Raw genomic sequence first — 15985 nt, 5'->3', positions numbered from 1 at the left:
AGAATACGCTAAGAAGCCCTATCTATCATAGGGTTTGCATACGTATGTATTGTGTAACATACGTATGCATTTATTTGAAAAAAAATAAGCAATAGTTTGGAGAAATTAAGGAGATAAAAGAGGGATAGAGGTAACCTACCGTTTATTTATATTTAACAGTAGGCTTTAAACCGTAAGCTTGAAAGGGTTATTTCAGCATTGCTAATAATTTAGCATTATTAATAGGGCTATTTAATAGCAGAACTTTTACATCGTGAGCATTAACTTGCACGCTTAACTGCTTTTGTTCTGGGGTAATAGTTAACAGTTCTTTAGATTGAGCGTCTTGCCAAACCCCAGCGTTTAATAATTTATTAACAGTAATGGTTTCAGGACTATCGCTTTTATTTAATAAAACCAAAGCCGTTTGGTTAATGCCATCCTTTTGATAAACACGATAAAAAACAGCGGTGTTTTGCTTGAACTCTACATTCAGTTGTACACCTTTTTGTAGGGCGATGTTATGTTTACGTATTTGGGCTATTTGGGTTAATTCTTGATGAATAATATGCTTTTTAGCACGCTCTATATTCGCTTGTCCTAAGTAATTTCTGTTACCTTCATGCTCTGCTTTTCCAGTCATAAAGTTGATTTCAGAACCATAATAAATCACCGGAATACCACGAGAGGTAAACAACCAATTATTTGCATCAATAAAGCCATTATCGTTAGCGTTCATACGCGGCATATCGTGGTTGTCGTAAAAGGTCATTAACTCATAGGGATTTTGGTATAAACCATCAGTTAAATGTAAGTAAGAAAGCAGATCTGCATAGCTACTGTTAGGATTTTCAAACACACCCGTTATTGCTTTTTGTCCTGGAAAATCTAAAACGCTAACGCCGCCATTTTCTGGTTTAGTATGCTCTGCAATAAACGTTGCATCGTATGAAAAGCTTTCAGCAAAAATAAAGAGATCAGGATGTTGTGCGCGAAGATTGTCAGTTAATTTTTTCCAAAAATGGTGTGGCATATGTTTAATGGTATCAATACGAATAGAATCCGCACCTTGGTTTAACCAATATAAATAAGCTTTAGTAAAGTAGGCTAAAACCTCTGGATTATTTTCATTAAAGTCTGAGAGTTCACCAATGTCGGGTTTGTTATTAAAAAATTGATGCAGTGGTTCTTTTTCATTAAGATCTTTTGGAGCAAGGTTTTGATGATCGGCAACTAAGGTATTGTTTTCATCATACAGCTTACCAAAAGATTTTTGATTAACCGGCATGGTATAAGAAGGTGAACCATGATTAGCAACAATATCAAGCACAAAATCTAGCTGAAAATCTTTGTTTAAACGTTGGGTAAATTCAGAAAAACCTAAGGTAGGAGAGGTTAAGTGTTCGTCTGTTTTAAAAAAGTTAACGCCCCAATAACCATGGTAACCCGTTTTTCCGCCGTCTTTAAATTTTCCGCCATAAGTAATTGGCAAGCCACCTGAAAAGGCTTCATCAGGATTGTCATAAATAGGCGTTAACCACACAGAGGTAAAGCCCATATCTTTAATATATTGTGCGTTATTGATAACACCTTGAAAGTCGCCTCCAAGATAACCCACATTAGCTGTTTCGCCGTTCTCACCCACTAAAGGTCTATCAAATGTTGGATACTCTCCGCCTTGATTTTCATGGTTATTACTTGGGTCACCATCTACAAACCTATCGGTCATTAAGAAATAAATAGCTTCTTTCGCGTAATCGTTTGTAGTGCCGTAAATGTTATTTGTGCTTTGTGTTATCGCCGCATTATTCGGTGTTTTATTGTTATCTATGGAAGAACAACTGATAGATAAAGCTCCAAGCACCATAATATTGATCAAGTTAAAAAATGGTGGCTTAGATAAGCGAACAGCATGTAAATAATTACGCATAAAAGGATCCCAAAATTGTTATTTAAAGCATGCTATGACGTTGCTAATAACTGTACAAGTTAGTGCATACGTATTCAAACAACAAACCTACTGATATGAATATTGTAGTTATATATTTTCAGCTAACTTTAATTTTTCAAAACTTATACTAGTATTATTTAAGTTGGCATAGATGAAATTTACTCGTTTGACAACAAAACAGCCACTAGAGATGATAAGCATGAAGCGTTAATTGATTGTTTATTAAAATAAATTTAAATCATTAAGTCTATACCCGTTACCAATCAAGAGGCTATTTCAGAGTGCTTGAGCGATATCAATTCAAGGCAATGCTTTGTAATAATGGTCGTTCCCTTATAAAAAGCATTAACGCAGAAGTGATTTTGCTCAAGCGCTTCTTCGATGGGTCTAAAAACAATTTATGGGGCTTATTAACTTTAGTCAGGTTCCTACATGGATGTAGACCTTAGATTTTTTTTGGAACGTAAAATCTGTGTCTAAATTGTTTTTAGTTCCCACTGAAACCTGCATTTTGAATGATAACGGGTATATATATAGGGGTTTTGAATGGATTATTCTTGGCTGCTTACTACAGCTTTTTTAGTGTTTTTGATGCAAGCAGGTTTTTTGTGTTTAGAAAGTGGAAAAATCCGCAGTAAAAATAGTATCAATGTTGCCGCCAAAAATATTTCTGATTTTATTGTTGCTGTAACCGTTTATTGGACTATTGGCTTTGCTTTAATGTTTGGTGAATCTTTTTATGGTTTATTCGGCACAAGCGAGTTCTTTTTTGGTGATGATCAAACTCCTTTTCAAATTAGCTTCTTTATTTTTCAAATGATGTTTTGCGGTACGGCCGCTACCCTTTTATCAGGTGCTGTAGCTGAACGTATGACATATCGCGGCTATATTTATGGCACATTAATTTTGTCTGCGATTATTTATCCTATATGTGGTCATTGGGCTTGGTCATCTATTTATGCAGACAATAATCAGGGCTGGCTGGAAAGTTTAGGTTTTGTTGATTTTGCCGGAGCAACCGTTGTTCATTCGGTTGGAGGAAGTGTGGCACTTGCCGCCGTATTAATTATTGGCCCTCGATTAGGACGATTCGATCCTAAGAGAAAGTTTCCACAAGGAAGTAACTTACCTATTGCTGTATTAGGCGTTTTATTGATTTGGTTAGGGTGGTTTGGTTTTAATGGTGGAAGTACTTTAGCCCTTAACGATCAAGTTCCAAGCATTATATTAAATACCTGTATATCTGCAGTATTTGGCGGCATATTTGCGTCAATGATTCATACCTATCATCATAAATTTATTGATGTGAGTTATATTTTAAATGGTGTTATTTCAGGCTTGGTTGCCATTACAGCATGTTGCCACAGTGTTAGCGCTAAAGAAGCTATGCTTATTGGTATTATCGCTGGTATTGTTTTGTATTATGGAACATACGTTATTGAAAAGTTAAAAATTGATGATGCTTTAGGTGTTATTCCTGTGCATTTATTTGCAGGTATTTGGGGGACATTAGCGGTTGCTTTATTTTCTGATTTAACCGTATTAGATACAGGGTTATCACGCTTTGAGCAGTTTAATGCTCAGCTTATTGGTATCTTTTCTATTTTCTCTTTCAGCTTTATTGTTAGTTTTATTTTGTTCAAAGTAATTAATCACTTTGTTCCACTGCGTGTGTCAGCTAAAAATGAAATGATCGGTATGAATATTTCAGAGCATAGAGCCTCAACTGAGCTCATCGACTTACTTGATTCAATGCGTTTACAGCAAACGGAAGGTGAGTTTTCAGCCTCGGTACCCGAAGAACCTTTTACAGAGGTTGGCCAAATAGCTAAGCAATATAATAAGGTTATTAAGCGCGTTAATAATGAAATTACACAACGAGATGATGCTATTGAGCAATTTCGTTCTAGCGAAAAACGCAAAAGTGCCATATTAGATTCATCAATGGACAGTATTGTAACCGTTGATTTACATGGCAATATTCTTGAGTTTAATCCAGCGTCAGAAAAAATATTTGGCTATTTAAAAAGAAGTGTTATTGGAAAAAACTTTATCGAGCTATTTATTCAAGAAGATGAGCAAGAAGCAATTAAAGAAAGTTTAAAGCATCAGTTTTCTACAGCCCAAGGACTTTTACATAATAGAAGAAACACCATCACATTAAATAGCCAAGCCAGTGGCGAATTTCCCGCTGAGGTATCGGTAACAAGAACCAATTTAGGTAGCGTTTTTAAAAATGAATTTACCTTACATATTCGTAATATTTCTAGGCAATTAAAATTACAAAATAAGCTCAAACAATTAGCGTATAGCGATTCATTAACGGGCTTATATAACCGCACTTATTTAATGAACTGCCTAGAAAGTTTTATTAAAAAACCGGTCAATGATACACAACACATTATTCTTTTCTTTTTAGATTTAGACCGTTTTAAACAAGTGAATGACAGTTTAGGCCATAAAGCAGGAGACACTTTGTTATGCGAAGTTGCTAGCCGATTAATTGAAGTAACACGTTCTTCAGACATTATTGCTCGCTGGGGAGGCGATGAATTTATTGTGATGATGGAAGGTGAGTTAAGTTTACTTGACGCAACAAATAAAGCACAAGAAATATTAAGTGTGTTACGTAGTCCTATTGAATTAGAAGGGCATATGGTCAATATATTAACGAGTATCGGCATCGCTTTATCTAAAGTGGTAAAAGCCAATGCGCAAGAGTTAATAAAACAGGCTGATATGGCAATGTACCATGCTAAAAAAAATGGCCGTAACAATTTTCAATTATTCCAGCCTGACATGGAAGGTGCTGATATTATCAACTTTACTTATGAACAAGACATAAGAAGCGCAATAAACGATCCTGAACAATTCCATTTTTTTTATCAGCCAAAAGTTAATGAACGTGATGATGTTATTGGTTTTGAAGCCTTAGCTCGTTGGCTACACTCTGATGGTAATTATATTTCGCCTAGTATATTTATTCCTATTGCTGAAAATTCAGAAGCTATTATTACGATAGGCGAGTTAGCAATAAAAAACGTTTTAGAGCAACAGATGCAATGGAGTCAGCAAGGATTAAATATTGTGCCCATATCGGTGAATATTTCAGGAAAACACCTGATTTCAGGGCAACTCATTCCTTTTATAAAAGCGCAGTTATCAAAAAATAATATCTCGGGTGAGTTTTTAGAAATAGAAATAACAGAAGGCGTGTTATTAACAGAAGTTGAAAAGTGTATTAACGTTCTTTCGCAATTAAAAGAAATGGATATTAAAATATCAGTAGATGACTTTGGTACGGGTTATTCTTCATTAAGTTATTTAAAACGTTTACCTATTGATATATTAAAAATTGATCGTTCATTTGTTAATGAATGCGCATCAACCAGCGAAGACGGACAAATATGTTCAACCATTATCAATTTAGCCAACAACCTTAGTTTATCAACCATAGCTGAGGGAGTTGAAACCGAAGAACAAAAAGCCTTTTTGTTAAAAAATGGCTGTACAAACTTTCAAGGCTACCTCTTCTCAAAACCTATCACAGTAGAGCAAGCGACGCCTTTATTAAGATTAAAAGATATTACATTTTAATCTTAGGTTTATAAGGCGCTAATTAAGTTTATTAAGTCAGGAAATTGTTATTTAAAGCATGCTATGACGTTGCTAATAACTGTACAAGTTAGTGCATACGTATTCAGCTGCGGTACAAAGATATTTAACGTTACTATTCAGTCTATACTGAAACTGTACGAAAAAATAAATAGGTACCTACATGCACACTGGCTTTATTATTTTTAATATTAAACATCAGCTTACTTCTTATAAAAATAGCCTGTTGCTGTCGTTACTTCTTTTTTTAGGTTGTGCTTTTAGCGTTTATGCTCTTGAACAAAAACCTAACATTAATGTAGTCGATTATGAGTTTAATCATAGCGTATTAAAAATTAAAACGGAGGAGGGCAGTGTTTGGCTTACTGCCTATGGTGAAGAAGCTATTGAAGTGGTTTATCACAACCAAAGGGAAAAGAATTTACCGTCGTTTGCTATAGCTCCTTCTACATTAAAACAAAAAACAAGTGTTATTAATAAAGCTAAATCTCTTACTTTTTCAGCCGGAAAATTATCGGCAGTTATTACTAAAGTACCTTTCAATATAAGTTTTTATAAAAATACTGAACAATTGATTTCTCAAGCCCCTCAGTATTTATTAGATGATAACAAAACGAATAAATCTGTAGATAAATCAGAAGTTAAATTGAAGTTTACATTAAGTGATGAAGAGGTATTACTCGGTGGTGGAGAAAGAATACTTGGCATGAATAGGCGTGGCCATGCTATGCCACTTTATAATAAAGCTCATTACGGTTACAGCTCAGAATCTAACCAAATGTACTTTGGCCTACCAGCCGTTATGTCGAATAAAAAGTATATTTTGCTTTTTGATAATTCGGCTAAAGGTATGATGGATATAGGTAAAACACAGCATAATACACTTGAGTTTAACGCAGTAGGCGGACGAAATGCTTACCTTGTTATTGCGGGTGATACTTACCCTAAGTTGATTGAAAACTATGTTCACGTTACAGGTAAACAACCTTTGCCAGCTCGTTGGACATTAGGAAGTTTTGCCTCTCGTTTTGGTTACCGAAGCGAGCAAGAAGTACGTAACGTTGTTAATAAATATCAGCAAGAAGATTTTCCCTTAGATGCGCTTATTTTAGATTTATATTGGTTTGGTAAAGATATTAAAGGCCACATGGGTAATTTAGATTGGGATAAAAACGCGTTTTCAACACCGATAAAAATGATTGAAGATCTGAAACGTGAAGGCGTAAAAACCATTGCGATAACAGAGCCTTTTATTTTAAGTTCTTCAAAAAAATGGCAATCTGCTGTTGAAAATAATGCCTTAGCAATGGATAAGAATGGCCATGCTAAAACGTTTGATTTTTACTTTGGTAATACTGGCTTAGTTGATGTGTTTAATAAAAGCGGTCGAGAGTGGTTTAATCAAAGTTATCAAAGGTTACACGAACAAGGTATTGCTGGCTGGTGGGGCGATTTAGGCGAGCCAGAAGTTCACCCAAGCGACAGCATACATAGGTTAGATAACGGAATGCATGTTACCGCGGATGAAATTCATAATGTGTATGGTCATCGCTGGGCACAAATGGTGTATAACCAACAATTAGCCATGGCACCCAATACAAGGCCTTTTGTTATGATGCGTTCAGGTTTTGCGGGCTCACAGCGTTATGGCATTATGCCTTGGACAGGCGACGTAAGCCGAACATGGGGAGGTTTGCAATCTCAAGTAGAACTTAGCTTACAAATGAGTTTGTTTGGTTTAGCTTATACGCATTCTGATTTAGGTGGTTTTGCTGGCGGAGACACTTTTAATGCCGAGCTTTATACGCGTTGGTTACAGTACGGGGTTTTTCAACCTGTGTTTCGTCCTCATGGCCAAGATCATATTGCATCAGAACCTGTGTTCCATGATGAAAAAACGAAAAACATACTCAGAAAATACGTTAAATTACGCTACCAATTATTACCCTATAATTACACGTTAGCTTACCAAAATAGCACGACAGGAATGCCTTTAATGCGTCCGCTATTTTTTGAGAATGAAGACGATCTTAAGCTAATCAATAATACTAAAAGTTATTTATGGGGAGATGCCTTTCTTGTAACTCCCATTATTGAAGCGGATACAAAAAGTGTAAATATACCATTACCTAAAGGTACTTGGACAGATTACTGGAACGGAACTGAGTATCAAGGTAATCAAGTTATCAATATGCCTGTTTCTTTAGAGCACATACCTGTACTGGTTAGAGGCGGATCTTTTATTCCTATGATTGATAGTATTCAATCAACCCAAAATTACTCGAGTGATGCTATTAGCTTGCATTATTACGCAGATGAATCGGTTAATTTTAGCCAAGCTAAAATGTATGAAGACGACGGTGAAAGCAATCAAGCTTTGGAAAAAGAACTGTTTGAACTATTACAATTTAGTGCACAAAGACATGGCGCAAAAAATGAAGAATTGCATTTTGTTTTTTCAAAACTAAAAAATGGCTTTGATGCTTCACCTAAAATGAGAAACATAACCCTAGTTATTCATAATTATAAAGGAGAAGCGAAAAACATAGCGCTTGTTCAAGGCGAAAATAAAACCATATTTAAGCTAGAAAAATCAAGTTCAAACAGCGAGTTAAATAAAGAACAACCGTTGCATAATAAAGTGGCTCGTTGGAATGAAGAAAAGCAAACACTTACGATGAGCTTTAATTGGCAACAGCAAGATATAAACTTGTTTGTGCGTTAAATTAAAATAAAAACGAATAAATGAGCAAATACAGCATACCTGTGAATACGTATGCAGGTGATAGCGATTTAGTTTTATTGTACGTATATTATTTACTCTCTAGATACACCAATATTTGCTGTAACTTTTTGATCATATCTACTTACTATTTACTTTCCATAAGAGTCTAAAAATGAGTGAAACCACAACAACCTATAATAATAAACAGAAACCTCAACTTAGTTTTTGGCAAATATGGAACGTAAGCTTTGGCTTTTTAGGTGTGCAATTTGGCTTTGCTTTACAAAACGCCAATGTTAGTAGAATACTGTCAGACCTTGGGGCAGATTTACACTCCCTTTCATTATTTTGGTTAGTGGCCCCTGTTATGGGGTTATTAATTCAGCCGATAGTTGGTGCCGCGTCTGATCGAACATGGAATAAGTTTGGCCGTCGTATACCTTACCTTTTATTAGGCTCTGTAGCTGCTGCAATCGGTATGATATTAATGCCTAATGCGCCTTTGGTGGTAACTTTAGTACCACCGATATTGTTTGGTGCAGTAATGCTGGCGATTATGGATGCGTCATTTAATGTGGCCTTTCAACCTTTCAGAGCGCTAGTGTCAGACATGGTACCTAACAACCAACGTAATATTGGTTATTCTGTGCAATCGCTACTTATTAATATTGGTGCAGTTATTGGTTCTCTTCTACCTTTTATTTTAACGAATGTGGTTGGGTTAGATAATACTTCTTCAAGCGGTGAAGTTGCGCCATCCGTTATCTGGGCGTTTTATATTGGTGCAACCGTATTATTAGGTTCGGTGCTGTGGACTGCCGTAATGACTAAAGAATATGCACCGGGTAGTTATTCTCTTCCTGAGCTTGAAAACTCAGCAACAAGTACCGATACAAAAGAGTCACTAGTTAAACGTTTTTCTGGCTTTATTGGTTTAGTTAAATCAATGCCAAGTACTATGAAGCAATTAGCTTTAGTGCAATTTTTCTCGTGGTTCGCGTTGTTTATTTTATGGGTGTATACCATGCCAGCGCTAGCGCAACACATTTGGGGAATTGATGCTAAATGGTTTGATTCTCAATATTTAAAACAAGTAGGCGAGGTGCCTGAAGCGATATTATTAGCCAAAGGTGCAGCAGGCGATTGGGTGGGTATTTTGTTTGCAGCATACTCGTTATTTGCTGCGGTATTTTCTGTGTTTTTATCTAAATTAGCTAATACGATTGGCCGTAAAACTACGTATTCGTTTGCTTTATTTGCGGGCGGTATTGGTTACGTTAGTATGTACTTTTTACAAGATCCAACACTAACAACCGTTAGCTTTTTTGGCGGACAAATTGATGTTCCTCAAGGGGCTGTAAATTTATTAATTCCTATGGCGGGTATCGGTATGGCATGGGCGGCAATTTTAGCTATGCCTTACGCAATATTAGCTGGCGCTTTACCGGTGAAACAAACGGGAGTTTATATGGGGATTTTTAACTTTACTATTGCTGCCCCGCAAATACTTTCAGGTGTTTTAACGGGCTGGATTTTAACTACATTTTTTAATAATCAGGCTATTTACATTATTATATTAGCGGGTATTGCCATGTTTCTTGCAGCGATGTCGGTGTACTTTGTAAAAGATGATCAAAGTTCATGATTATTTAACCAGACAAGTTATTAGAATTTAGGTAGCCATTATTCCCATAGGATAATGGCTCTTTGCGTTATTAAGCACCACAAGATTTTCGTACGACAAGCTCGGTCGGCATTAAACTCGCTTCTACTTGTTCACCGTGAATTAATTGCAGCAGTTTGGTCACTAAAATATCACCTGCTAACTGCGTGTTTTGCTTAACAGTCGTTAATGGTGGAAAGGTAAAACTAGCAATTGCTATATCATCAAAACCCACCACAGCAACTTGATCAGGAATAGTAATTCCTTTTTCTTGTAATGCTCGCATTGCACCAATGGCTATTAAATCACTTGCGGCAAAAATAGCATCAAAATTTTCACCACTTTCTATAAGTTTACAGGCTGCGTGATAGCCTGAGTCTTCGGTGAAAATAGCCGCTATTTGTAATTTTTCATTAACAGCTAAATTATGGTTTTTTAGTGCTTGGCAATGGCCTTGATAACGCGCTAAAAATTCAGGCGAATGATTTGAAGCATCACCTAAAAAAGCAAAGTTTTTACGGCCTTGCTTAATAACATGTTCGGTTATTTTCATACCACCTTGAAAATTATCACAACCAATCGAAATAATAGGCAGTTCTTTTACTTCTGCGCCCCAAAGCACAAAGTGTGTACCTTGCTCTATTAATGTACGTAGTTTTTCTTCGTAATCTTCGTAGTCGCCATAGCCGAGTAAAATGAGCCCGTCGGCTTTGTTACTGTCTTCAAAATCGGCATGCCAGTCGTTACTTGATTGCTGAAAAGATACGAGTAAATCAAAGCCTTTATTCGAACATGCACGCGTTATGCTGCCTAACATAGATAAGAAAAAAGGATTAATTGACGAGTCATCGTTGCTAGGATCTTCGAACAAGAGCAAAGCTATGGTGTCACTTTGTTGCGATCTTAAATTACTCGCATTTTTGTCAACTTTATAATTGAGATCTTTGGCAATCGCTCGAATTTTAGCGCGAGTTTCTTCATTCACTAATGGACTATTTCTTAGTGCTCTAGATACTGTAGATTGCGATACACCTGCCTGATAGGCAATATCAAAAGATGTGGCTTTAGCTTTCACTCAGTGTTTTTCCAAAAAACAATACATACCTGAATATACCTTAGAGGGGCGTTTTATACAATGAAGAGTCGTTGTACTATTCACCTTAATACTTCTTCTGTATTTTCTATTACTATCAATAAAATAGTGCATGAGTTTATTTGTTTTTTACTTATACTCATCTCGCAACTTAGGTGGGATCTTGTATAATAAAGCACGTATATTTTTTGGTAACAAAAGACTCAAAAAAAGCTAGCTTTATCGCTTATTTATTGTCGTTTTATCACTCATTAATTAAAGAGCTATTTATGATCACTCATGAACCTAATCCAAGCTACATTGCAGACGCTAACCGTTATAAAGAAATGGAATATCCTCGTTGTGGTAAAAGTGGTTTAAAGCTACCTAAAATTTCATTAGGCCTTTGGCAAAATTTTGGTGAAGTCGATTCACAATCAAATGCGGCTAATATTTTACAAAAAGCGTTTGATTTAGGTATTAATCATTTCGATTTAGCGAATAACTATGGGCCTCCGTATGGTTCGGCTGAATCGACTTTTGGTCAAATTTTTCAACGTAATTTTAAACATTATCGTGACGAACTTATTGTTTCTAGCAAAGCGGGTTACGACATGTGGGCTGGGCCTTTTGGTATTGGCGGTTCAAGAAAGTATTTAATATCAAGTTGTGAACAAAGCTTAAAACGTACAGGTTTAGATTACTTTGATATTTTTTATCATCATTGTCCAGATCCTGAAACACCTATAGAAGAAACAATGGCAGCGCTTGATTATCTTGTTCGTTCAGGTAAAGCACTTTACGTAGGCATTTCAAATTATCGTCCGGCTGATTGTATTAAAGCGATTAAAACTCTTAACGATTTAGGTACACCGTTGTTGATTCATCAGCCAAGATACAACATGTTTGATCGTTGGATTGAAGATGGCTTAACAGATGTGTTACTGAATGAAGGTGTGGGGTCTATTGTGTTTTCACCTCTTGCTCAAGGCTTGTTAACCGACAAATACCTTAATGGTATTCCGGCTAATTCAAGAGCTGCTCGTAACGAAATAATTCATTTCAATAGTGATCAAATAACACCTGAAAAGCTATCTAAAGTGAAAGCATTAAATGCTTTAGCGTTAGAGCGTGGACAAACTTTAGCGCAAATGGCTATCGCATGGAATCTTAACAACAAAGCGGTAACATCGTGTTTAATTGGCGCAAGCAGCGCAGCACAAGTTGAAGTGTCGGTAGATGCTTTAAAGCAACAAAACTTTAGCGCTGAAGAGTTACTGTTAATTGAGAAAATATTAGCCTCGTAATAGTGTTTATTATCTAATTAGTTCTAATCTGAACTTATACCAAGTCCAATAAGTTTTTTCCCACTCAGCGAGAGTTAAAAGCCTTTAAAACTCGCCCTTGGGAGCTCATTAGCAAACTTATAACGGCACAAAATTAATGAAATATAGAATAACTATGTTTAAATAATTTTGCTTGTTTTAAGCTCGCTAATGTAGCTCTGAGTTGAGAACAAACTTAATGGAATTGGTATTAGATTAGTTAAAAACAAAAGCCTCGTGAGTTATAGCACTCACGAGGCTTTTTTATTGTTGTTTCATAAAAAGTATTACCACTTTAATTGAATTAATGATTAAAATATTGGCGCAAAGGTATAATGTATACTAATGTATGATGTTTACTCTTATTAAAATAAAGGAAGTTTTATGAGATTTACTAAACCAATAATATTACTCTTATTATTCAAACCAGCTTTTGCTTTTGCATTTGCTGAAACTCCAGTCATTAATCGTGATGTACACATGACTGAAAATTTGCAGTATTTAAAACCCACAATTCCTCCACTACAAACGAGTGCTGATGGGCGAGTCGGCCTAGCTCATCGTCCTGAAATTCCAGGGGGTAATGGTTTACGAGTCGCTTTCCGTCTACTTGTGCCAGAAAAAATTACAACACCTTTTTTAAATTCAGCAGCAGGTACTGAAATTCTTAGCCATGCTAATGCCTCAGCGCCAACCTATGCAGGTGTGCCTAGTGGCAGTTTGGCTGGCGATGGTGGGCAAGCTCATGCAGGGTTATGTGATCCAACGTTTGCACCCGATTCAAATATTAAAAATCCTTATGCTTGTGATGCTACAGGCGCTAATGCTAACGGTGCTTTTGATTGTTATGACTTAACGGTTGTTCGTGCCAGTGGTAATAATGGTCCTCGTCGTTTGTTTGGTATCAATATGCGTGTTCGTGTTGAAAACCCTAAAACGGCAGCCGCTGAAATTGTTGAAGTAACAGAGCTTGATACCATTACGGGTAACGCTTTTAATGTGAACTCTTTTTTTGAGCCAACCATTACGGGTGATGGTCGTATGATGGTGGCGCGAGTTGATCCTAATAGTAGTTATCGTTGGTTCGACAATAATGGCGATGCTCATACGAGTAGCTCTGATATTGCTTACTTTGTGAACGACAATCCTGAAAACCCAACATATGTTGATAACGATGGTAATACTCAACCCGCAGCAGCGTGTGATGTTAGGCAATGGGGCAGTGATAATATTCGTCCAATGGCTCATGCACCTTATGATGATACTATTAATACACGCTACGGCTTAGCGATGCAGCCATTTCGTGATAGTGAAGGAACGATACTTCCTGAAGATTACGACTTTGGTAGTTACCCATGGATGGATAAAGATGGTGATAATATAACGTTCACCACTTATGGTGAGAACCTAACACGTTCAGGTTTCCCAACTCGTTGTGTTGCAGGTACTGGTTGTTCAAATGATTTCCAAGAAATTTCTAAACTAAATGGTCGCGTTATTATGGGGCTTTGGACTCGTGGTAAAGCTGTGGTACTTGATAATCAGCTTAACCATATTGATTACATGATTAAATCGACTGATGCACAACATCGAGAAATTCAGTTGTATGAACCAAATGGTGGCGATGATGGTTATATTCGTATTGGTGATGCACGTAACCGTGATCGCTCTCAAATGCCGTTAAGCAATTCAGCTAATTCATCGTTTTTTGACTCAAATGAACACCGATTTAATTATCACGCGAGTATGACACCAATAACACCTGCAGATGTTACTTGGTTAATGAGCACCGGACGCGGTAGTGATGAAGTACCATTTGATGATTACTTAAATCCTAATAGCTTTATTAACGCAAATATGGCGCATGCCGTTTTTATGGGGTATGCAGGTAATGGTCGTGTAAATAGAGCTATTCGCCAAGGTTATTTACAAAATGCAGCAACGGGTGGTATGCCGCATCTTAATAATAGCAATAGTGCGGTAGTTGCTGATACTGAATGGCGTATCCCTACTCGTGGTCGTATTCTAGGAAATGGTCGTGCAGAACCGGTAACTAATGGTGGAGTACACGGCAAAGGTTTTTGGTTAGACGGTAATAATGCGGGTCTCGAGTTCACTATTCCTGCGCAAACGAGAAATATTTTAACAACACCTTGGTATTACAGTATTTTTGTTGATACACGTAATACATCAGGTACAAGAACATTAATTGCCTTTCCTGATGGCAGTGAAATTAGAATTCGTAATACTAATCAAATTGTGTTTTTTGATAGCTCAGGTGCAGAAGTACATAGTATAACTTCTGCTCAAGGCATTAATGCTAATGCATGGGCACATCTAGGGTTTCAGTTAACTAATGGCAACCAAACAATTAGTACTTATGTTGATGGTATGATTATTGACACGTTTACTACTAATAATAGTTTAGCTTTATTTACATTAACACCAGGATTATTGACACTTGGTAATGGAGATGCAGCAAGTTATACCGGCTGGATTGATGACTTTAAAGTATTTGCTGAACAAGTAAATGCAGAAGTTGCGTGTAATCATGCAAGCGGAACTTTAGCGGGAATTAATGGCAGTGTTACCAACTGGAACGGAACTAACTGGACCGCGGTAGCGAACAGCTTCCCAAATTCTACCCATAATGCAATTAGCGCTACATTAACAAGTACGGGTAGTACAAGTTATAATAGATATGTGTGTTATCACGATTATACAGCTGATTACGCAGCACATTTAGGTAATATTCCTAATGGTTTAAGTAGCATTCGTGACGATATTAATTTCCCTGAAGGACCGTTATTTTCCGATCGACCTAGACCTGATTCATCAAGCAATGCTTTTTGTTTGAGTTGTCATACGGGGACGGCTAATGGAGGTTTAGGTATCGATGCTTTAACACCTGATCCTAGTAATCGCAATGCACCGTTTGATCCTCGTCGTCAACCAATGCAACCTGACCCTATTGTTTACGGTAATATTCCTGCTGGTTGGTTAGGTAATGCAAACCATTTTGTTGCTGATACCGTTAATGGTTACCGTATTGACCAATTAGTTTTAGGCCGATTTGGATCGGGATCATCTCCAGCAACGCCTCCTGCTACACCACCGGTAACACCGCCAACTACGCCGCCAGTAACGCCACCTGCGACACCTCCAGTTACACCGCCTCCAACAGGAGAGCCTATTGAGCTAGCAACGGTTAGTACATTTTCTGCTGCAAGTAATAATTGGCAAAGTACACGTCAACATCGAGTACATGATGGAAACCTAAATGTAGAAGCACGAGCTAATTCAAATGGTATTGGTGCAGCTAATAATTTAGTTTGGCAAGAGTTTACGTTTCAAACAGCTAGTAACTTTGTATTTTCAGTAAGAGAAGATAATGCACCTAGTTATCAAATATCTCGTTGGAAAGTTCAACGACGAAATAATAATGCTTGGGAAGATATAACCCCTTGGCAGAATGCTAATGTGAATGGTGTAACTCGTTATACACCCGCAAGTAATATTTCAGCTGACCGTATTAGAGTGTTATTTGAATCTGCTAATTCACAAAGAGTAGGGCTTCGAGAATTTGATGCGATAGGTATTATTAATTGATTTGTTATTAATCTTATAATCCAATGATAAAGCCTCGTGAGTTATA

Annotated in this window: 7 protein-coding genes; 5 read left to right on the top strand and 2 right to left on the bottom strand. The window is 36.8% G+C overall.

Going from position 1 to position 15985, the window contains the following annotated elements:
- Window positions 1–187: 187 nt before the first annotated feature.
- Entirely contained in the window at window positions 188–1909 is a 1722-nt protein-coding gene (locus tag B0X80_RS11315; protein WP_077340376.1) for an alpha-amylase family glycosyl hydrolase, read from the bottom strand.
- 567 nt (window positions 1910–2476) lie between these two features.
- On the opposite strand from B0X80_RS11315, the gene amt reads away from it, so the two are divergent.
- The 3 genes from amt (at window position 2477) to B0X80_RS11300 (ending at window position 9915) form a co-directional block, all read left to right on the top strand.
- Complete coding sequence (amt, locus tag B0X80_RS11310; protein WP_077340374.1) at window positions 2477–5527, top strand: ammonium transporter; 3051 nt, start codon at window positions 2477–2479, stop codon at window positions 5525–5527.
- A gap of 181 nt (window positions 5528–5708) precedes the next feature.
- Window positions 5709–8270: a glycoside hydrolase family 31 protein gene (locus B0X80_RS11305; RefSeq protein WP_077340372.1), complete on the top strand. Its 2562-nt coding sequence runs from the start codon at window positions 5709–5711 to the stop codon at window positions 8268–8270.
- A gap of 172 nt (window positions 8271–8442) precedes the next feature.
- The gene (locus B0X80_RS11300; protein WP_077340370.1) at window positions 8443–9915 is read left to right on the top strand and encodes an MFS transporter; all 1473 of its coding nucleotides are present in this window, start codon (window positions 8443–8445) and stop codon (window positions 9913–9915) included.
- A 70-nt stretch (window positions 9916–9985) separates the two neighbouring features.
- On the opposite strand, the gene B0X80_RS11295 is transcribed toward B0X80_RS11300, so the two are convergent.
- Window positions 9986–11008 carry a LacI family DNA-binding transcriptional regulator gene (locus tag B0X80_RS11295; RefSeq protein ID WP_077340368.1) on the bottom strand — a complete coding sequence of 341 codons (1023 nt, stop codon included), beginning with the start codon at window positions 11006–11008 and terminating at the stop codon, window positions 9986–9988.
- Between the two features lie 287 nt (window positions 11009–11295).
- Here B0X80_RS11295 and B0X80_RS11290 point away from each other — a divergent pair, with 287 nt between their 5' ends.
- Complete coding sequence (locus tag B0X80_RS11290) at window positions 11296–12312, top strand: aldo/keto reductase (protein ID WP_077340524.1); 1017 nt, start codon at window positions 11296–11298, stop codon at window positions 12310–12312.
- 402 nt (window positions 12313–12714) lie between these two features.
- The gene (locus B0X80_RS11285) at window positions 12715–15939 is read left to right on the top strand and encodes a LamG-like jellyroll fold domain-containing protein (protein ID WP_077340366.1); all 3225 of its coding nucleotides are present in this window, start codon (window positions 12715–12717) and stop codon (window positions 15937–15939) included.
- Window positions 15940–15985 lie beyond the last annotated feature (46 nt).

It is taken from the genome of Pseudocolwellia agarivorans (assembly GCF_002000085.1).
GTDB lineage: Bacteria > Pseudomonadota > Gammaproteobacteria > Enterobacterales > Alteromonadaceae > Pseudocolwellia > Pseudocolwellia agarivorans.
Note: the sequence above shows the minus strand (reverse complement) of the source record. Positions and strands in the feature narration are given on the sequence as shown.

Bases quoted from the DNA above. Each gene is read 5' to 3' on its own strand.
- B0X80_RS11315 (WP_077340376.1), bottom strand. From the start codon at position 1,909: ATGCGTAATTATTTACATGCTGTTCGCTTATCTAAGCCACCATTTTTT.
- amt (WP_077340374.1), top strand. From the start codon at position 2,477: ATGGATTATTCTTGGCTGCTTACTACAGCTTTTTTAGTGTTTTTGATG.
- B0X80_RS11305 (WP_077340372.1), top strand. From the start codon at position 5,709: ATGCACACTGGCTTTATTATTTTTAATATTAAACATCAGCTTACTTCT.
- B0X80_RS11300 (WP_077340370.1), top strand. From the start codon at position 8,443: ATGAGTGAAACCACAACAACCTATAATAATAAACAGAAACCTCAACTT.
- B0X80_RS11290 (WP_077340524.1), top strand. From the start codon at position 11,296: ATGATCACTCATGAACCTAATCCAAGCTACATTGCAGACGCTAACCGT.
- B0X80_RS11285 (WP_077340366.1), top strand. From the start codon at position 12,715: ATGAGATTTACTAAACCAATAATATTACTCTTATTATTCAAACCAGCT.